General features: G+C 70.8%; 18 protein-coding genes and 1 pseudogene. 8 read left to right on the top strand and 11 right to left on the bottom strand.

The genetic code is table 11. The annotated features are described in order from the left end of the window. Both sepH and thpR read left to right on the top strand, forming a co-directional pair. Positions 1-1059, top strand: a complete 1059-nt coding sequence (gene sepH / locus ACQPZW_RS01965) for a septation protein SepH (protein WP_433793127.1) — start codon at positions 1-3, stop codon at positions 1057-1059. Then, entirely contained in the window at positions 1008-1547 is a 540-nt protein-coding gene (gene thpR / locus ACQPZW_RS01960) for an RNA 2',3'-cyclic phosphodiesterase (RefSeq protein ID WP_433797395.1), read from the top strand. Before sepH ends, thpR begins: the two co-directional genes overlap by 52 nt. 52 nt (positions 1548-1599) lie before the next feature. On the opposite strand, the gene ACQPZW_RS01955 is transcribed toward thpR, so the two are convergent. The 4 genes from ACQPZW_RS01955 to ACQPZW_RS01940 form a co-directional block, all read right to left on the bottom strand. Further along, positions 1600-2160 carry a hypothetical protein gene (locus ACQPZW_RS01955; protein ID WP_433793126.1) on the bottom strand — a complete coding sequence of 187 codons (561 nt, stop codon included), beginning with the start codon at positions 2158-2160 and terminating at the stop codon, positions 1600-1602. Positions 2161-2243: 83 nt separating this feature from the next. Then, complete coding sequence (locus tag ACQPZW_RS01950; protein ID WP_433793125.1) at positions 2244-3599, bottom strand: MFS transporter; 1356 nt, start codon at positions 3597-3599, stop codon at positions 2244-2246. Positions 3600-3678: 79 nt separating this feature from the next. Beyond that, positions 3679-4128, bottom strand: a complete 450-nt coding sequence (locus tag ACQPZW_RS01945) for a MarR family winged helix-turn-helix transcriptional regulator (RefSeq protein ID WP_433793124.1) — start codon at positions 4126-4128, stop codon at positions 3679-3681. 101 nt (positions 4129-4229) lie between these two features. Next, entirely contained in the window at positions 4230-5672 is a 1443-nt protein-coding gene (locus tag ACQPZW_RS01940) for an NCS2 family permease (protein WP_433793123.1), read from the bottom strand. 234 nt (positions 5673-5906) lie between these two features. Between ACQPZW_RS01940 and ACQPZW_RS01935 the strand changes: the two genes are divergently transcribed. Then, positions 5907-6122 carry a DUF2530 domain-containing protein gene (locus ACQPZW_RS01935; protein ID WP_433797394.1) on the top strand — a complete coding sequence of 72 codons (216 nt, stop codon included), beginning with the start codon at positions 5907-5909 and terminating at the stop codon, positions 6120-6122. Here ACQPZW_RS01935 and ACQPZW_RS01930 read toward each other — a convergent pair. After that, the gene (locus tag ACQPZW_RS01930) at positions 6119-7003 is read right to left on the bottom strand and encodes a DUF3027 domain-containing protein (protein WP_433797393.1); all 885 of its coding nucleotides are present in this window, start codon (positions 7001-7003) and stop codon (positions 6119-6121) included. The genes ACQPZW_RS01935 and ACQPZW_RS01930 overlap by 4 nt on opposite strands. 39 nt (positions 7004-7042) lie before the next feature. On the opposite strand from ACQPZW_RS01930, the pseudogene ACQPZW_RS01925 reads away from it, so the two are divergent. From ACQPZW_RS01925 to ACQPZW_RS01910, 4 genes and pseudogenes are all read left to right on the top strand, one after another. Further along, positions 7043-8494, top strand: a pseudogene (locus ACQPZW_RS01925) (MFS transporter); the annotation flags it as partial. A 1022-nt stretch (positions 8495-9516) separates the two neighbouring features. After that, positions 9517-10146, top strand: a complete 630-nt coding sequence (locus ACQPZW_RS01920; protein ID WP_433793122.1) for a futalosine hydrolase — start codon at positions 9517-9519, stop codon at positions 10144-10146. A gap of 279 nt (positions 10147-10425) precedes the next feature. After that, positions 10426-11610, top strand: coding sequence for an MFS transporter (locus tag ACQPZW_RS01915; RefSeq protein ID WP_433793121.1), 1185 nt, complete (start codon positions 10426-10428; stop codon positions 11608-11610). 141 nt (positions 11611-11751) lie between these two features. Further along, positions 11752-12348 carry a TetR/AcrR family transcriptional regulator gene (locus ACQPZW_RS01910; protein WP_433793120.1) on the top strand — a complete coding sequence of 199 codons (597 nt, stop codon included), beginning with the start codon at positions 11752-11754 and terminating at the stop codon, positions 12346-12348. Between the two features lie 65 nt (positions 12349-12413). On the opposite strand, the gene ACQPZW_RS01905 is transcribed toward ACQPZW_RS01910, so the two are convergent. Genes ACQPZW_RS01905 through ACQPZW_RS01895 form a run of 3 tightly spaced genes read right to left on the bottom strand, consistent with a single transcriptional unit; the run spans position 12414 to position 16989 of the window. After that, positions 12414-13784: a GH1 family beta-glucosidase gene (locus ACQPZW_RS01905; protein ID WP_433793119.1), complete on the bottom strand. Its 1371-nt coding sequence runs from the start codon at positions 13782-13784 to the stop codon at positions 12414-12416. A gap of 11 nt (positions 13785-13795) precedes the next feature. After that, complete coding sequence (locus ACQPZW_RS01900) at positions 13796-14968, bottom strand: MFS transporter (RefSeq protein WP_433793118.1); 1173 nt, start codon at positions 14966-14968, stop codon at positions 13796-13798. Continuing rightward, positions 14965-16989, bottom strand: coding sequence for a hypothetical protein (locus tag ACQPZW_RS01895; RefSeq protein WP_433793117.1), 2025 nt, complete (start codon positions 16987-16989; stop codon positions 14965-14967). Before ACQPZW_RS01895 ends, ACQPZW_RS01900 begins: the two co-directional genes overlap by 4 nt. A gap of 117 nt (positions 16990-17106) precedes the next feature. On the opposite strand from ACQPZW_RS01895, the gene ACQPZW_RS01890 reads away from it, so the two are divergent. Then, entirely contained in the window at positions 17107-17916 is an 810-nt protein-coding gene (locus ACQPZW_RS01890; RefSeq protein ID WP_433793116.1) for a 1,4-dihydroxy-6-naphthoate synthase, read from the top strand. A gap of 61 nt (positions 17917-17977) precedes the next feature. Here ACQPZW_RS01890 and ACQPZW_RS01885 read toward each other — a convergent pair whose 3' ends face one another. Genes ACQPZW_RS01885 through ACQPZW_RS01875 form a run of 3 tightly spaced genes read right to left on the bottom strand, consistent with a single transcriptional unit; the run spans position 17978 to position 19241 of the window. Continuing rightward, on the bottom strand, positions 17978-18364 hold the full coding sequence (locus tag ACQPZW_RS01885; RefSeq protein ID WP_378064810.1) for a cold-shock protein: 387 nt from the start codon (positions 18362-18364) through the stop codon (positions 17978-17980). A 46-nt stretch (positions 18365-18410) separates the two neighbouring features. Beyond that, the gene (locus tag ACQPZW_RS01880; RefSeq protein WP_433797391.1) at positions 18411-19007 is read right to left on the bottom strand and encodes an HAD family hydrolase; all 597 of its coding nucleotides are present in this window, start codon (positions 19005-19007) and stop codon (positions 18411-18413) included. Positions 19008-19067: 60 nt separating this feature from the next. Continuing rightward, the gene (locus tag ACQPZW_RS01875; protein ID WP_433793115.1) at positions 19068-19241 is read right to left on the bottom strand and encodes a hypothetical protein; all 174 of its coding nucleotides are present in this window, start codon (positions 19239-19241) and stop codon (positions 19068-19070) included. Between the last annotated feature and the right edge of the window lie 62 nt (positions 19242-19303).

Genomic DNA, 19303 nt, shown 5'->3' with positions numbered 1-19303 from the left:
ATGCGGCCGGTACGCTTCGTCGCCCTTTCCGAGGACGGTCACGCTCTGGTGCTCGCCGATGAGGTCGGCCGGCTCCTGGCTCTCCCCATCGACGACCGGATCTCTGGTGCACTCCACGAGGGCCCGGCGACCCCTGGCAGCGCCGTCGCGGTGCTGGTGTCCGACGCCAGCACGCCGACCCTGTCTCCGCGTGACATCCAGGCCCGCATCCGTTCCGGTGAGTCCGCGGAGGATGTGGCCCGCATCGCCGGTGTGCCGGTCGACCGGGTGCTCCGCTATGCCGGCCCGGTGTTGCAGGAGCGCGCCATGCTGGCGCAGCACGCCCGCCGCACCCGACTGAAGACGTCCGATTCCGGTCAGCCGCTGGCCGAGGTGGTCGACAGCCGGCTCGCGCAGCACGGCATCGACACCGAGAAGATCTCGTGGGACGCGTTCCGCCGTGACGACGGCACCTGGCGCATCGTCGCCACCTGGCCGTCCGGCAAGGCCACCGCGCAGGCGATCTGGGACCTCGACAAGGGTCGTCAGGTGGTCTCGCCGCACGACGACATGGCGCAATATCTGTGCGCCGAGCGGCCCACCCAGATCCTCGGCCAGGACCCGGCTCCGGAGCGCGGCGGTCACGGCCTGCCCGGCCCGGCCCGCAGCACCGAGCCGACCCGTGGTGGTCACGGTCTGCCCAACGCGGACCCGGCCGCCGCCCGCTCGACCCGCGACTCGATTCGGGCCAGCCGCGACGCCCTGCTCGCGTCACTGGACCGTCCGCTGGAGGGCTCGTCCGGCCGCAGCCTGGAGTCGCCCGCCCGGCGCCCGGTCGCCGGCGGCGCCGCGGCGCTGCTCGGCGGCGGTTCCGGTTCGGCCTTCGACGACGACGCCGACCTTCCGAAAGAGGTGCCGGCCGTTCCGTCGCTCGCGGTGCTGCGCCCGCGCCGCACGGTGGGCCAGGCCAACAGCCAGGCGAGCAACGACGGCGAGGAGGGCAACAAGCCTCGCAAGCGGCTCCCCAGCTGGGACGACGTGTTGTTCGGCGGCGGTCCGGCCGCCCGCGAGTCCTCCTGAGCCGGCTCTTCGTCGCGCTCTTCCCCTCCGAGGACGCCGTCGACCATCTGCGCCGTCACCTTCCGGCGCAGGCCGCCCGCCGACCGGAGAAATGGCACGTCACGCTGGCTTTCCTCGGTGACGTGCCGCAATCCGGTGTGCCGGTCGTCGCGGCCGCCCTCGCTGACGTGCCCCCGCCCGGGCCGATCCCTCTACGTCTGGCCGGGGCGGGTCGTTTCGGGGCCGTGACCTGGACGGGCGTGCACGGCGACCTGGAGTGGCTCGGAAGGTTCCGGGAGGACGTCCGGCGCTCTCTGGCGGACGCCGGCTTCCCGATCGACGCGCGACCGTTCCGGCCGCATCTCACGATCACTTATCGGTACGATCGCCGCCTGGCCGCCCTTCTCGACGACTACTCCGGCCCGTCCTGGACCGTGGAGGAGCTCGCCCTGGTCGACAGCGTCGACGGCGACTACGTGCCGGCCTGGACGCGCTCCCTGTCCCCCTGAAGCCTCGGTGAGCGATGAGGGTCGGGTGTCGCGGCGGGTGGCTGGACGGTGATCAGACGGCCGTGCCCGGCTCGTGGCGCAGGACCAGGCCCGCCGCCTCCAGTAGGCCCTCGACGCGGACACGCTCGAAGTCGAGCTCCACGCCGTCCAGGCCGTGCAGGAACTCCCGGATGCCGAGGCATCGGCAGGCCAGCCGGAGCCGGGAGTCGTAGGCGGTCATCACGGCCGCGTGATAGGCCTCGCCGTGCGGGCCGGAGCGGCGCTGATGGTCGAGACGGCGCAGGTCGTACGCGATCTGCTCGATCGTCGGCATCCGCAGCCCCGCCAGGCGTGCCGCCGGGTCCCACAGCCGCATGGTGCGGTCCAGCCGGCGATGGGCCCGGTCGTCGCGTCCGCGGGGTCCCCGGTCGTCGCGGCGACGGTATCGGCGGACCACGCGGCGCACCGAAGCTCGCTCACTGTGATGCTGCTCACGCAACTCGCTGCGACCGCGACGGGTGAACAGGCGGCGCAGATCGGAGGTCCCGCCCGTGATCAAGATGGTTGCGGCGCACGGCAGGATGAGCAGCGCCGACAGCGCCGCCGACAGCACAGCAATGTGCGCGATCGCCACGGTTCGACGCTAGGCGCTGACCGGGCAGCCGGGAATACCCGTTCGGCGGAGCACACCATGCCAACATCACGGTAGGTGCGGATTCAGACGCCGACGCCCGAACCCGACCGGGCGAGCGGTTCCGCGTGCGGCCGGGCCGAAACCGGGCCGCTGGGCGCAACCGTCTCGGCCGGCACCGCGGCCTCGGCCGGCCGGGCGAGCTCCAGGCGAAGGTGAGGGCGGGACCGGAGCGTGAGCCGGATCCGGTCACCGCTGACCCGCAGTTGCCAGATCAGCGCGCCGATCGCGGCCACGAAACTGATCAGCCCGGCCGCCCAGATGCTCGACGGAACCCCGTAATGCTCGCCCCACCAGCCGGAAAGTGACGCGCCGATCGGTGTGGTGCCGAGGAAGACCAGCACGTAGAGCGCCATCACCCGGCCCCGGAACTCCGGGTCGACACCCATCTGCACCCGGTGGTTGCAGCCCTGAGCCAGATAGATCGAGAAGAACCCGGTCGGCACCAGGAGCAGCGCGGCGGTCACGAAGTCGGGCGCGAACCCGACCGCGAACTCGAACACCCCGAAGGCGAGCGCGGCACCGATCACCAGGTAGGGACCGGGACGGGCGCGGCGACGGGTGCCGGCCAGGGCCCCGCCCAGCGAGCCGATCGCCAGACAGGTGGTGAGCAGGCCGAACGTCGACGGGCCCGCATTGAAGTCGATCTTCGCAAGGGCGGCCAGCGTGACCGGGAAGTTGAACCCGATCATGCCGATCACGGCCATCATGCTGATCGGGAGCAGCAGGTCGTGGCGCTTCCCGACATACCGCAAGCCGTCGATCACCCGGGCCTCGCCGCGAGCCTTGCGCTCGGTGCGGTAGAGGTCCTCGGGGCGCATCCGCAGGTAGGTGAAGACCGGCGCGACAGCCAGCGCCGTCGAGATCAGGAACACGCCGGGGGTGGAGAGCAGCGCGAGAAGCACCCCGGCGAGGGCGGGACCGCTGATCCGGGCCACGTTGAAGGTGGCCGCGGAGAGCGCCAGCGCATTGGGCAGCAGGTGCAGCTCGACCAGCTCGGAGACGAAGGACTGCCGGACCGGGGTCTCGACGGCGTTCGCGATGCCGAGGAACAGCGCGGAGACGAACACGTGCCATAGCTCGACCACCCCGGCCGCGACCAGCACCGCGAAGACGATGGCGAAGACCGCGAAGGCGGCGTTCGCCGCGATCAGGAGCTTGCGCTTGTCGTAGCGGTCGGCCAGGCGCCCGCTCCAGAGGGTCAGGAGCATGACGGGTACGAACTGGAGCGCCGTCACCACACCGAGAGCGCCCGGTGAGTTGTCGGAGAGCTCGAGGACCAGCCAGTCCTGGGCGGTGAACATCATCCACACGCCGATGAGCTTCACCATCTGCCCGGCGGTGAAGAGCCGATAGTTCTTTACCTGTAGGGATCGGAACATGGCGTTCAGAGCGGCCGCCCCCTAGTTTCGTCGTACGCGTCATACCCACACGTGACGAAGCGGAACGACCGGAGCCCTTTCAGCCGCGAGCGACTCGCTGCATGATCTCAGCGGCCCGCGCCAGGGTCTCCCGTTCCTCCGGAGTGAGCCGCTCCAACGCGGCGGCCAGCCACTCGTTACGGGCCCGCTCGTGCAACGCGTAGACCGCCCGGCCCTCGTCGGTGGCGGCCAGGATCACCTGGCGCCCGTCGGTCGGATGCGGTGTACGCGCGACGAGCCCGCGCTCCTCCAGCTTTCCCACGATCTTGGTCATCGTCGGGGGCTGGACCCGCTCGACGTCGGCGAGCTCACGAGGAGTCAGCGCACCGGCCAGTTGGAGGCTGGTCAGCGCGGAGAGCTGACTGAACGTCAGGTCACCGACCGGGCGGGCCTGCCGGACTCGCCGGCTGAACCGGATGATCGCGTCCCGCAGCGTTTTGGCCAGCGTGTCCGCTGTCGTGCGCTCCGTCGTCATCACCCGCTCCGTCACGGTCCTTAGCCTAGCTAATGAGCATGGCTAACGACATCGGTTGACCCATATGACAGCCGTCACCGGGCCCGTGGAAGCACCCGGTGACGGCTGGACGAGCCTCAGAGGATCCAGGACTCCAGCGGACCCCGCGCGAAGTACAGCACGAACAGGGCCGCGATGCCGTACATCAGCGGGTGGATGTCGCGCGCCCGGCCCGTCGCCAGTTTCAGCACCACGTACGAGATGATCCCGGCGCCGATGCCGTTGGAGATCGAGTACGTGAACGGCATCAGCGTGACCGTGAGGAACGCCGGCACCGCGATCGTGTAGTCCGACCAGTCGATCAGACGAACCGTGGTGATCATCAGGAAGCCCACCACGACGAGCGCGGTCGACGCCGCCTCGAACGGCACCACCTTCACCAGCGGCGCGAAGAACATCGCCACCAGGAACAGCGCGCCCGTGACGAGGCTCGCCACACCGGTCCGGGCCCCCTCACCGACACCGGAGGCGCTCTCCACGTACGACGTGTTGCTGGAGACGCTGGCCGCGCCACCCGCCGCCGCGGCGACCGAGTCGACGAGCAGGATCTCCCTGGTCCGCGGGGGCATGCCCTCGGAGTCGAGCAGATCACCCTCCTGTCCGACCGCGACCATCGTGCCCATCGTGTCGAAGAAGTCCGTCACCAGCAGCGTGAAGACGAACATCAGCACGACCAGCGGACCGGCGGTGGTCCACGAGTCGAGCACGTTGAACTTGCCGATCAGCGACAGGTCGGGAGTGTCGATGATCTGGTCGGGCAGCGCCGGCACGTTCAGCGACCAGCCGCCCGGCTTGACCACGGCCGGACCCAGCTTCGCCACCGCCTCGACGATGATCGCCAGCACCGTGGTGCCCAGGATGCCGATCAGGATGGCGCCCTTGATCTTGCGGACGAAGAGCACCAGCGTGAACAGCAGGCCGATCACGAAGACGAAGGTCGGCCAGGTCACCAGCTTGCCGCCGAGGCCCAGCTCGACCGGGACGGTGGTGTTCGCGGCGTCCGGGATGCGGTGCACGAACCCGGCGTCGACCAGACCGATGATCATCAGGAACAGGCCGATGCCCACGCCGATCGCGGTCTTCAGCTGGGTCGGGACGGCCTTGAACACGGCCGTACGCAACCCGGTCAGCACCAGGATCAGGATGAGCACACCCTCGATGACGACCAGACCCATCGCGTCGGCCCAGGTCATCTCCGGCGCGATCTCGTACGCCACCAGCGCGTTCACGCCGAGACCGGCGGCCAGGGCCAACGGGAAGCGGCCGACCACACCCATCAGGATCGTGATCACACCGGCGACCAGGGCGGTCCCGGCCGCGAGCGCGGTGATCGGGAGCTTGGCGCCGGCGGCGTCGATGCCGCCGGCCAGGATGAGCGGGTTGAGGACCACGATGTAGGCCATCGTGAAGAACGTGACGACGCCGCCACGGATCTCCCGGCTCAGCGTCGAGCCGCGCTTGGTTATCTCGAAGTACCGGTCGAAGCCGGTAGGGGCGGCCGCTTCGGTATCAGCAGACATGGGACCTTCCGAAAGGATGGCGCAGGGGTGAACGCGCGCATGCTTTCAGATGCAACTACTCCCGCAAAAGCGAAGTGATGTTACAACTCTCACGCGCCGCTCCGATGCGATCCGTAATGGTCGTACCCTGGCGGAGTGAGTGACCTGTCTCCCGCCACGCGCGCCGGCGAACCCCTGCCGGTCCTCGCCGTGGTGACCGGGACGAAACCGAGGCCCGCCCCCCTGGACCCGCCCATGGTCCCGTTCGCGCTCGCCGGTGTCGCCGCCTTCGCCCTCGCGTCCCTGATCACCTGGCTCGGCGGCGCGCCGCAGTCCTGGGTCGAGATCAGCGTCGCGGGCCTGGTGTGGGGCATCCCGGGCACGCTGAGCATGGTGGTGCACGACCGGGGCCGCAGGCGCCGCCGCGCGCTGACCCACCCGGATTTCCAGGTGGTGGAGGAGAAACCCTAGCTGTGGCCGTAGTCCTCGGCCGGGTCACCCGACTCGACCGAGCCGTGGCCACGGCTGACCGCCACCGCCTCGACCTCGCTGTCGTCGTAGATCGTCGGCAGCTCGTCGACCGGCTGCTCAACCGCGCTCAGCAGCGCCTCCGAGTGCGCGCCACAGCCGTGGTCGGCGCTCACCGCACGGCCGTCGTCGGGCGCGTAGAGGTTGCCGCAGACACCGAACATGGTCCGCAGCGAGCCGGCCAGCGGCAGGTAGAAGCCACAGGTGCCGCAGCGGGCGTTACGCGGAGCGGCTGCGGAGATCGGCGCCTCGGGGCCGGAGTCGCCGTCATACCACCGCTGGGCCGTCTCCATCCGGCCCTCCTGCGACATCACCCGGGACCGGCCGAGGCCCAGCTCCCAGGAGACGTCCTCGACGGCGGCGTCGTCACTGAGCACATAGCCCGGGGCGAGGCGGTCGTCGTCGGGCGCCGTGGGCATCAGGTCACCGACGCCGAGGTCGCCGGGCTGGACCCGCTCGTTCCACGGCACCCAGCCGGGGGCGAGCAGAGCGTCCGAGCCGGGCAGCAAAACGGTCTCGCAGACCGTCACATGGCGGCTCCGTGGCACCCGAGTCACCGTGACGGCCCACCGCCAGCCGCGGTAACCGTCGAGATGACTCTCGAAGAAGTGGGTAACAACACGGTCGCCCTCGGCGATCGCGTCGAGGTGCTCGCCGATGTCGCTGGGGTCCACTTCGGTGATGGCACCACGGGCCACCCCGACAGCATCGGCACAGACCTGGTCGAGTCGGGCGGCGCGAGAGGTGGTCCTGGAGGTCACCCGCCCATTGTTGCCTACCGAACCGGGTGACCCGCAACGACTCCCCAGATAGCCGGGCGTCAGAGGCGGCGCGGGTCGCCAGGATCAGTCAGGATGGTTCCCATGCCGCAGTTCTCCGCGCTCGGGCGCATCGTCGGCACCGGCATCAAAGCGGGCCGGTTGGTGGTGCGCGGGTCGGTGCGGGGTGGCGCCTGGGCCACCCGTCGCGTCGGCCTGGCCCGTGCCAAGGGCGCGGCCAACGAGATCGGCATGATCCGGCTCTTCGACCTGCACGCCGTCTCCTGTGCCGGTGACGCTCTCATCGCGATCGGACTCGCCGGGACCATCTTCAGCGTCCCGCTCGGTGAGGCCCGCAGCAAGGTGGCGCTCTACCTGCTCATCACGATGGTGCCGTTCGCGCTGCTGGCCCCGGTGGTCGGCCCGCTGCTCGACCACTTCCGGCACGGCCGGCGATATGCGTTGGCGACCACGTTCCTGGGCCGGGCGTTCCTGGCCTATGTGATGTCCGACAACCTGCTCGGCTGGGGGCTCTATCCGGCTGCCTTCGGCGTGCTGGCGCTCTCCCGGGCGTACGGTGTGGCCCGCTCCGCCGCCGTGCCCCGCCTGCTGCCCGACGGTGTCGGACTGTCCCAGGTGGGCGCACGGGCCAGTGTCTACGGCACCTTCGCCGGCGCTCTGGTGGCGCCGATCGGGCTGCTGGCGTTCAAGTTCGGGCCACAGTGGCCGCTGCGGGTGGCCACGATCATCTTCATCGTCGGCATGGTCGTCTCGTTGCGCCTGCCACCACGCGCCGACTCCGACCCGCCCGAGGCGCTCCCCCGCGCCTGGCGCACGATCCTCGGCATCAGCCGCGACGCGGACCGCCCGCTCTCCAACCGCCTGGTCGTCGCCACCCTGATCGGCAGCAGCAGCCTGCGCCTGCTCTACGGCTTCATGCTGCTCTTCCTGACCTTCGCGATCATGGGCGGCCAGCTCACCACCGAGGTCTTCGGCCACGAGCTGGGCCGCAACATGGCGGTCGGCCTGGTCGGAGGCGCCCTGGCGCTGGGCACCTTCCTGTCCACCGCGGCCGGCACCGGGCTGCGCATCCGGCGACCACTGGCCCTGCAGTCCAGCGGCCTGATCGTGACGGCCGGCGTCGCCGTGCTCACCACGATCTTCTACAACCTCGCCATGGTCACGCTGCTGGCCCTGCTCACCGCCACGTTCAGCGGCCTGGCCAAGCTCGCGGTCGACGCCAGCATCCAGGAGCGCGTGGTCGAACGACAGCGCGCCACCGCCTTCGCCCACTCCGAGACGGCTCTCATGCTCGCCTGGGTGTCCGGCGGCGGCCTCGGCCTCATCCCCTTCGACGGCCGGCTCGGCCTGGCCTTCGCCGCCCTGCTCGCGGTGCTCGCGGCGGCCCGGGCCGCATGGTCGGCGGCACGTCTGCACAACGAGCGGTTGGCGGGCCGGCCCGACGCCCCGGTCCCCGACGACAACCCCCTCGGCGGTACGGCCACAACGCCCGTCTCCCGCAGCCCACGCCCCGCCACCCCGCACGACCTCGGCGGTACGGCCACAGCGCCCGGCACGCGCAGTCCACACCCCGCCACCCCGCACGACACCATCAACCTCGACGACACCACCGACCTCCGTGGCGGCTCCCCCGGCGACCTCCGTAGCGGCTCCCCGGGAGACCTCCGTGGCGGCTCCCCGGGTGACCGGAGCCGCGCCCCGGGCAGTGGCGCGAGTTCCGGCCGTGGGGTGGGCGGCGGCGTGAGCTCCAGCCGTGCGGCGGGTGACCGCGCCGGTGCGGTACCGGACGACGACCGGGAAGCCTGGCTAGAGGCCGACGAGGCCTGGGCCGACGATCCGTGGACGGCCGGCGGCGACGGGACCGGCTCCGGTCCGGGACGCGGCCGACCCGGCCAGGGGGCCGATGCCCGGGCCGGGCGTCGCGGCGATCGCACCGCGCGGCCCGGTGGGGCCCCCGGCCAGCGGCACTCCGCCGACCAGCCGTCCCGCGACGGCGACACCCAACGACTCGACCCCGAACCCGACAGCCGGCGCTGGTGGCAGCGGAAAAGCAGGACCACGACCCCCGCGGGCCGCGCAGCGACGTCAGGCCGCGGCGGCGACGGTGGCCGAAGCGGCGGCGAGCCGGTCGACGGCCGTCCGGGCGGCGTCACGGGCCGGGGCCGCGGTACCGACACCACCACCCGGAGCAGCAGCGAGCCCGGCGGCGGACGCGCGGCCGGCATCGGTGGCCGGGCGCGCGGGTCCGAGAGCGCGAGCGGCCCTGGCAGCGTGGGGCGCAGGTCCGACGGCGCGAGCGGCCCTGGCAGCGTGGGGCGCGGGCCCGACGCATCGGGTGGCCTCGGTGGCCGGGAACGCGAGCGCGGGGCCGAAGGAGCACGTGGCGCCGGTGGGCGGGCCCGCACTCGTGACGAGTCGGGCGGCTGGAGCGATGATGGCCGGGACCCGGGCGGGGAGAGCGCCGGCCCGCCGGTGGCGCCACCCGGGTACCACGTGTACCGGCCGTCGTCCGCCGGGTCGGAGACGCGTGACGGTGATCCTGCGGAGAATGGGGACTCGTGAAGGCGTACCCCCTCCTGGTCGTGACCGCGGTGACCGCTGAGGCCGATGCCGTCCGGGGCGACCTCGACCCGGGTGATGTCGTCGTCGAGGCCGTGGGGGTCGGGCCCGCCGCGGCCGCCGCAGGGACCGCGAGGCTGCTCGCCGGCCGCGCCTTCCGTGCCGTGATCAGCGCCGGAATCGCCGGTGGTTTCCCGGGCCGCGCCGACGTCGGCGCACTGGTGATCGCCACCCGCAGCATCGCCGCCGACCTGGGCGCCGAGTCACCCGAGGGATTCCTGCCGATCGAGGAGCTCGGCTTCGGCACCAGCGTCCTGGAGGCCGACCCGCGGCTGCTCAAGACTCTGCAGACCGCGCTGCCCGGCGCGGTGGCCGGTGACGTGCTGACCCTGGCCACCGTCACCGGGACCGCCGCCACCGCCGACCGGCTCGCCGACCGCTTCCCGCAGGCCGCCGCCGAGGCGATGGAGGGCTACGGCGTCGCGGCCGCGGCGGCCGGCGCCGGAGTGCCGTTCGCCGAGCTCCGCGCCGTCTCCAACCCGATCGGGCCCCGCGACCGAGCCGCCTGGCGTCTCGGCGACGCCTTCGCCGCCTTGCGTGCCGCCGCCCCCGCCCTGGCCGCGCTCTGACACGCCCCGCCCACGCCCTGACACGCCCCGCACCGCCTCGGCCGCGCTCCGACACACCTCGGCGCTGACTCTGGCCGGCCGTCGCCCCGGGCGTGGACTGCGATTGGTGTGGCGTGCCTGACGGAAGGCCTGAAGACCGGGCAAGGACCGGCTGGGCACTTCGGCCTTCGGACGAATCGTTTACACGGAAAATGTTGCTGTCGGCGATCGTGAGCGGCATGCTGCGCTGACGGACCTGTGATCAGGGACACGTGCTGCTGACAGCGAAACGAGGCATCGATGGACGACGAGAGCGCGGGCGGCATGTCAGCCGGCGCGCGGGCCAGGCTGATCGGCGCCGGGTACGCCGCGCAGGGCCTGGGCTATGCCGCGATGATGACCGCGTTGCCGTCGTTCAAGGACAGGCAGCACATCGATGACACTTTCGTGTCCGCTCTGCTGCTCCTGGTGGTGATCGCGGCCGCCGGTGGATCGATCCTGGCCGACCAGATCGCCGCCCGCTGGGGCAGCCGTTACGCGCTCGCCTCGGGCCTGTTCCTGGCTGCTGCCGGGCTCGCCGGCGCCACCGTGTGGTCACCCAATGCGATCTTCGCCGGGATCCTTCTGGCGTACGGGGTGGGCCTCGGCGCCGTCGACGCGTCCCTCAGCATGCAGGGGGTGCTGGTACAGGCCCGGCTGGGGCGCAGTGTGATGAGCCGCCTGTTCGCCGCGTACACGGCCGCCGCCATCGCCGCGGCGCTGATCATGTCGGGCTCGCTGGAGTCGGGCGCGGGCGCGGCCGTCGCGGTCGGGGTCGCAGCGGTGTATGCGGTGTTGGTGGGCGTGGTCGGCTGGCGGTTGTTCGAGCCGGGCCGGACACTGCGGTCGAGCGTGGCGCACGCCGGGACCGGCCGGAGCGTTCGCCCGATCGTGCTGGTCTGCGGGATGTTGATCTTCACCGCGTTCCTGGTGGACTCGGCGGTCAGCACGTGGAGCTCGGTGTATCTGCAGGACTCGCTGACGGCGGCCGCCTCGGTGGCGCCGCTGGGCTACGCCGCCTACCAGGCCGCGGTGCTGGTCAGTCGCCTGGTGGCCGATCATGTGGTGCCGCGGGCCGGCCGGGTGCCGGTCGCGCTGGGCGCACTCGCGGTGTCCGGCATCGGGTGCGGTCTCGTCGTGTCGCTTCCGGCTATCGGCGCGGCGGTCGCCGGCTTCGCGATCGCCGGCATCGGTGTCGGTGTGCTCGTACCGCTGGCCTTCAGCGCGGCCGGCGAGGCGGCGATGGAGAGCAGCGACGAGGTCATCGCCAAGGTGAACCTGTTCAACTACGGTGGCGCACTGCTCGGCGCGGTCCTGCTGGGGGCGCTGTCCGAGCCGATCGGCCTGCGGTGGGCGTTCCTGATCCCGGTGATCGCCGTGGTCGCGACCCTGCCCCTGGCCCGCCGGATCGGCCACCTGACCGCCCGCGAGCCGGCCGTCAGCTGAAGACAGCCTCGGAGCCGGATAGGAAGGCTGGGAGCCCGGCCGGCGCCCGGCCCGAAGGCTCGGCGCCGGATCGGAAGGCTGAGAGCCGGGCCCGAAGGCTGGGAGCCCGGCCGGAGAGAGCGCTGTGGCTAAGCTGTGCCCGTGCCGAAGCTGGTGGACCACGACCTGCGCCGGGCGGAGCTACTGGCCGCTGCCTGGCGGGTGGTCCGGGTGCGAGGTGTCGAGGGCACCACGACCCGGGCGATCGCCGACGAGGCGGGCTGTTCGCTGAGCGTGCTGGCACATTTCCTGGGCGGCAAGGACGACATACTGGTCGCCGCGCAGAAGGCGATCTATGACCGGATCGTGGAGCGGGCCTTCGAGATCGGTGGCGACCTGTTCGGGCTGGACGGTTTGCGGGCCGCGCTGGAGGCGGTGCTGCCGCTGGACGAGGAGCGGGCCGCGGACGCGCATGTCAACGTGGCGTTCGCCGGGGCGGCCCTGTCTCATCCACGGCTGGCGGAGTCACGGCGTGACTCGCACCGGGCGATCCGGGTGCATCTCATCAACTGTCTGCGCGAGGCGCGGGAGCTGGGCGAGTTGCGGGCCGGGGTCGACGACGAGGCCGTGATCGACGACTTCATCATCCTGGTCGAGGGCAGCACTCTGCTGAGCCTCGTCGACGGCTGGGCCGAGGAGGGACGCGCCGACCGGCTGTCCCGCCTCGCCAACCAGTTCGTGGATCAGCTACACGGCTGACCAGGCCGAGAATCACCGGGCCGCGAGCGCCCAGGGCGAGAAGGGCCAGACCGGATACGACCGGGCTACGAACGGCCAGGGTGAGAGCGACCCGGCTGGGCCGCGATCAGGTCCCGGTACCAGTAGTAGGAGTCCTTCGGCGTCCGTGACAGGTCGTCGAAGTCGACGTAGATCAGGCCGAACCGTTCGTCGTACCCCGCCGCCCACTCGAAGTTGTCGAGGGCCGACCAGCAGTAGTAGCCGTCCACCCGTACACCTGCGGAAATGGCGTCGGCCACCGCATTGAGGTGAGCGTCGAGGTAGGCGATGCGCCGCTCGTCGTGGACCCGCCCGTCGGGGCCGGGGGCGGCGTCGTGGAACGACGCGCCGTTCTCGGTGATGATCACCGGTGGCAACGCTGGGTACCGCTCTTTGAGCGTGACGAGGATGTCGGTGAGTGCGGACGGCACGATCGCCCACCCGAAATCGGTGCGTTCATCACTCTTGACCGGCACCGGCGAGAACGGCATTCCCTCAGGAATGTCCACTTCGAGCACCCCGCTGTAGTCCTTCCCGGCCCGCGGCGCCTCGATCATCGTCGGCTCGTAGTAGTTGACCCCGTAGAAGTCGAGCCGTGCCTTGATCAGTTCGAGGTCGCGGTCGAGCTGCGCGTCCGGCACGCCGACGCCGGCGCGGATCAGCTCGCTCGGGTAGTCGCCGCGCAGGATCGGGTCGGAGAAGGTCCAGTTGGTGAGGTCGGAGAAGAGCGTCGCCGCCGCGACGTCCTCGGGTGAGTCGGTGGCGGGCGTCACCGGGAAGTGCTGGTTGGCGATCCCCACCGATCGGGCTCCATGGGTACGCAGCACCTGCACCGCCAGCCCGTGTGCGAGGAGCTGGTGATGGCCCGCGGGAAGTGCCCCGAGCCCGAGACCGCGTGCCGGGGCGTGATCGCCGAGCGCGTACCCGTAGAGGGTGTGCACGTTCATCTCGTTCATGGTGATCCAGTCCCGGACCCGGTCGCCGAGTCGCAGCACCAGCGTGCTGGCGTAGTCGGCGAGCCGGTGCGCGGTGTCCCGGTTCATCCAGCCGCCGCCGTCCTCGAGCTCCTGGGGCAGGTCCCAGTGGTAGAGCGTGGGCACCGGCCGGACCCCGGCGGCGAGGAGCGCGTCCACGAGCCGGTCGTAGAAGTCGAGGTCACCGCCGAGTACCCGGGGCCAGGAGAAGGAGAACCGGTAGTCCTGCACACCGGCCGCGGCGATCAGCGCGACGTCTTCGGCGTACCGGTGGTAGTGGTCGATCGCCACCCGGCCGTCCTGGCCGTTCCGGACGGTTCCGCCCTGCGCCGTGAAGGTGTCCCAGATGCTCGGGCCCCTACCGCCCGCGTCGGCCGCGCCCTCGATCTGGTAGGCCGAGGTGGACATGCCGAACCGGAAGCCGGGTGGGAACTGGGGGTACAAGGTGGTTCCTTTCAGTGGATCGCCCGGAGGCGGGGTAACAGGGCCAGAGCCAGCAGTGCGAAGGCGGCCGTGACCAGGTAGAGCGTGCGGTAGCCGCCGAGCGCGGTGACGATCGGCGCGGCCAGCACCGGGGCGAGCATCTGTGGCAGGGTCCCGGCCACGTTGGCGACGCCGAGCATGGTGGCCCGGGTCTCCGGGTCGGGGAGCACCTGGGTGAGCACCGCCATGTCGACCGCGATGTACGCGCCCCAGCCGATCCCGACCAGCACGGACGCGGCGATCACGACGGGCACGACCGGGACCAAGGCCATCAGTGTGGTGCCGGCGGCGAGTACGATCGCACCCGCCGCCACGAAGACCCGGCGTTTCTCCCAGCGGTCGGAGAGCACCCCTCCGGCGAAGCCGAAGATGCCGGCGAACAGCACGTTCACCACGGTCACGATGAGCACCCAGGTCGCCGCGTCGCCGACGCCGACCTCGTCCGACAGGTAGTAGAGCAGGTAGACCAGGACCATGGCGTTGACCAGGTTGAGCAGGAATCGGATCACCCAGGCCCAGGCGAACTGCCCGCCCGGCCAGTGCCATCGACGCTTCTCGGCGGCGGGTAGGGGCTGCTCGCGGCCGATGATCAGGAGTGCCACACCGAGGGCCGGCACCGCGACGGCCACGGCGATGTAGCCGGGCGTGGTGGAGCCGGCCGTCACCGCGACGGCCGTGCCCAGGATGACGCCGATGATCTGCGCGACCCCGAACAGGGCGCCGACCGTGCCCCGCTGCCGCTCCGGCACCTGGTCGCCGATCATGGCGGCCAGCGCGGCCATCGGCCCGTTGAGCCCGACCTGCACCAGGATCCAGCCGGTGACCATGAGTGTGGTGGTGTCGGCCGTGGAGAGGACGAGGAGGCCCACGACACCGATCACGGTGCCGGCCACGAAGATCGGGCGCCGTGTCCCGAGCCGGTCGGAGATCATGCCCCACAGCGGATTGGCCACCATGGACGCTGCCGCGCCCCAGGCCGTGACCAGGGCGAGCAGTGCCTCTTTACCGCCGTCGCCTGCGAGGTGGGCCGCCTGCTCGGGGAGCAGGATCTGGATCGGCCCGAACCAGCCGGCGGCCACGCCGATCATGGCGAGCGCGTAAGCGACCATCCATGACCGGCGGACCGGTGCTTCGACAAGCGTCACGCACGGGACCTTTCCCACATCACCGTGTACGCCTCGGCGCCGCTGAGCAGCTGCTGCCGGAGCAGCGGGCCGTCGGATCCGGCCTGGTTGATCAGGTCGGTGACCCAGTCGGCGTAGAGCCCGTACTGGGCGACGCCGTCGGTGTTGAGGTTGAAGGTGCGGCTGCCGTAGACCTGCTTGGCGACCGTGGTGCCGTTGGTGGCGGTGAACGGGTAGTTGAGCGGGCTGGACGCGGCGTCGAGGCGGGGGGCCGCCTGCGGGCCGAGGCCGTTCACGTCGGTGCCGACGCCGTACCCGGTGATCTTCGACCCGTTGGCGAGCGCCCGGTGGGTGCGCCACTCGTCGAGGAAGGTCGGCGTTCCCTGGCCGTCGTCGTGGGCCGCGAAGGCGTAGCTGGCGACGAAGCCGCCGACGCCGAGCGTCCGGTTGATCAGGGCCGGGTCGGCCCAGGTGTGCACGGAGGCGACGCCCGGGTATTTCGCCTGCTCGGCCAGGTCGAGGACCGCTGACGCGGTCTTCACGCCCATGTGGTCGATGTGGATGATCATCCCGCGGTTCATCATCGCCTTGATGAGGTACGTGCCGAGGTCGGTCAGTCCGCGGGTGTTGCAGATCTTCCCGCTCGGGTAGACCGGAAGGACCGTGCCGGCGGGCAGGCCGACGCCGAGTTCGAGCAGCTTGGCGATGTCGTCACTGACCAGCGGCTGCTCGTTGTCGGACGGGCCGGTGCAACTGGTCGCCTGCCACCAGTGGCCGGTGGAGATCAGGTTGCCGACGTTGATCGCGGCGCCGGTGACGCCCTCGTCGAACCGGGTGCCGCCGAACGCGTTGTCGAACTTGTGCACCGGGTACAGGCCGCTGACGCCCAGGCTCTGCAGCTCGTTGAGCCCGGCGTCGATGTCGGCGGTGCTGCACTGCGGGACGTTCTTGATCTCACGGCAGTTGAAGATCTCGGAGTTCTCCACGCCGATCGTGACGGCGAGTTTGCCCTGGGCGGCGATGCTGCGTACCTCGGCCGGGGTCTTCGCCAGCCGGAACCAGCCCTTGCCCGGACCGCCGCTGCGGGCGTCCACATAGTCCTGCATCTTCTGCAGATAGGTGGCCTGCGCGCGGATCTGGTCCATCTCGTTGCAGGAGGTGTGCTCGGGGGTCAGTTCGCAGATCACCCGGTTGGCGACGAGCAGCACGTTGAGCACCCGCTGGCCGGACTTCCAAGCGCGTTCCAGGCTGCGGAAGTAGGAGGCCTCGTGCAGCAGGGTGTCGTACTGCGGCCAGTCGCCGAAGGTGGGCCAGCCGTCCTCGGCCGAGTTGATCGGGTCGGTGCCCGCGATGATCGCCTCGAGCAGGGCGCCCCAGCCGAGGGTGCCGTGTGACGCGCAGCCCTTGAGTGCGACCGTGACGCCGCCGGGCGCGTACGCGTCCCCGCAGTGCAGTGCCCCGCCGAAGGCCTCACCGGCGGTGACGTGCGCGTGGGCGTCGATCCAGCCGACGAGCCTGCCGTTGGCGTCGACGCCCGGGGCCGGGGTGCCGCTGACGCCGGTGGCGATGTCCGGGACGGCGACGCAGCCGCTCGCCGGGGCGAGCTTGAAGGTGGCGCCGCCGGTGCCGAGCCCACCGAGGTAGGAGCCGGCCTGCTGACCGGTCGCGGTGTTCACGAACTTGTAGCTGCTGCCGTCGGTGGTGACCGTCCAGTCGGCACGGGCGCCGTACTCGGAGCCGGCCCACACCCAGTTCATCACGCTCTGGTAGGGCGGCGCGCCGTCCTGATCGCGGAGCACGTAGCGCCCGAGCTGGGTGGCTTCGAGGCGGAACGGCTCGGCGCTGGCGACGGCGCTCTTGAAGCCGTACCCGACCGAGTCCTTCCAGACGTAGCCGATCGAACTCGAGCCGTTGAAAGCCTGGAGGGTGACGCAAGCGCCCTCCAGGTCGTAGGCGGGCGTCCAGCTCGCGGCTCTGGCGGGCGTGGGCAGCCCACCTACGAGGCCGAGCACCAAGACGCCCGCGACCAGCTTACGGATCACGAGACACCCCCTTGGTCGATCACTTGATCCAACAAAGCGGAGTGTAGGAAGGATCACACCTTCAGGGCCAGAGGGAGACGTGAATATTTTCCCTGGGGTACGGACTAGCGTGAGAGTGTGGCGCTTTCTCTCGCTGTCTCGCCGTGCCCCAACGACACCTTCGTGTTCCACGCGCTCGTGCACGGTCTCGTCCCCGGCGCCCCGCCGATCGACCTGACCTTCGCCGACGTCGACGTCACCAACACGGCCGCGCTCGACGGCACATTCGACCTGGTCAAGGTCAGTTATGCGGCGCTTCCGTGGCTGCTGGGCGACTACGAGCTGCTGCCCTGCGGCGGTGCGCTCGGCCGCGGCTGCGGGCCGCTCGTGCTGGGCAACGGCCGCACCGACCTCGACGGGGCGACCGTGGCCGTCCCCGGTGACCGCACCACGGCGTACCTTCTGTTCCGCCTCTGGGCCGCCGACCAGCGCCCGGCCCGCATCGAGGTCGTCCCGTTCCACCAGATCATGCCGGGCGTCGCCGACGGCCGCTTCGATGCCGGCCTGGTCATCCACGAGGCCCGGTTCACGTACCAGCGCTACGGTCTGACCGCTCTGGTCGACCTGGGCGAGTGGTGGGAGAGCGACACCGGCCTGCCGATTCCGCTCGGCGCGATCCTCGCCAAGCGCGGCACGGTCGACCCGGCCGAGGCGACCGTGTGGATCCGCGAGTCCTTGCGGCACGGCTGGCGCGACCCGTCGGCCAGCCAGGACTTCATCCTCGCCAACGCGCAGGAGATGGAGCCGGCCGTGGTGCGGCAGCACATCGAGCTCTACGTCAACGAATTCACTCTCGACCTGGGCAAAGACGGACTCGCCGCCGCCGACGCCCTGCTCGGGCGTGCGGCGGCGGCGGGTCTCACGCCTGCTGTGCCGTCGTTTCTGTAGACGGTTGTCAAGCGATCTTCTTGACAACCGTCTAGGCAGTAGATCTTTAACTTTGGCTGGCTCAGGTCTCGAACTCGCGGGCGACCGCGTGCACCAGCTGCGCGATCTTCAGCGAGGTCTTCTTGTCCGGGTAGCGCCCTCGCTGCAACGACGGCTGCACCGAGCTCTCCAGGACCTTGATCATGTCTTCGATCATGCTGGCCAGCTCGTCCGCCGGACGACGGCGCAGCTCGGCCAGGGACGGTGGGGCGTCCAGGAGCTTCACACCCATGGCCTGCGCGCCCTTCCGGCTGTCGACGACGCCGAACTCGATCCGCTGGCCGGTTTTCAACTCCGTGACCCCCGCCGGCAGCGCACCCTTGGGAAGGAACACGTCTCCGCCCTCATCGCTGGTGACGAATCCGAAGCCCTTCGTAGCGTCATACCACTTCACTCGACCCGTGGGCACCGCTGACCTCAACTTCACTCAATGGACACAACCGCTCACGCCAAGGCTATCCAGCGGACGGCTCGGGCCCAACTGCAATCTCACTGAGTAACGTCGGGAACACGGTCAGATCGGGCAAGACGTACGAAGCTCCGGCGGCCCACAACTCGGACTCCGAACATGGGCCGGTCGTCACGCCGACACCGGGCACACCGGCGGTCCGGGCCGCCACCATGTCCGCGGTGTGATCACCGACATACCACCGCACACCGTGCTCCACCAGTGCGGACGCCTTGCCCTCGGCGAACAGGTCACCGGCCAGTTCGTCCGCCCGCATGCCCAGGTGATCCAGGTGCAGGCCGGCAAGCCGGCCGAGTTTCGAGGTGACCACCACGACCCGCAACCCCGCCGACCGGACCGCGTCGAGGGCCTCGACGGCACCCGGCGTGGGAAGACTCGGCGTGATCGCATACTCCGGGTAGAGCGCGCGATAGGTGGTGACCGCCTCCTCGACCTCGGCCTCCGGAAACCAGTGCCGCAGCTCGGTCCGCAACGGCGGGCCGAGCCGCGACACCGCGAGATCCGCGTCGACGAAGACGCCGGTCCGGGCGGTGAGCTGCTGATACGCCGCCCGGATCCCCGGCCGGGAGTCGATCAGGGTCATGTCCAGGTCGAAACCGACCGCCGCAGGATCAGTCACCCTGACCGTGCGTGGCACGGTAGGTCAGGCTCTCCACCGGAAGAGGGAACGTCTGGTCGTCACCGAAGGGGACGGGGCGGCGGCACGGTCGGAGATCAGCTCGGACACGTGCATCCTGCCCTTCATGTCCACGCCACGCGGCCCGGCGGAGTGCTCGCCCGTCGAGACCTTCGTACCCGGCAGCTTGGACTTCGCCACTTTCGGTCCTCCTCAGATAGAGGTCCGGCCACGCCCGGACCCACCACCATCGTCCCATGAAC

This window comes from Actinoplanes sp. CA-252034 (assembly GCF_050956125.1).
GTDB lineage: Bacteria > Actinomycetota > Actinomycetes > Mycobacteriales > Micromonosporaceae > Actinoplanes.
The sequence above is the reverse complement of the archived record's forward strand: the minus strand, read 5'-3'. Positions and strand labels throughout refer to the sequence as shown.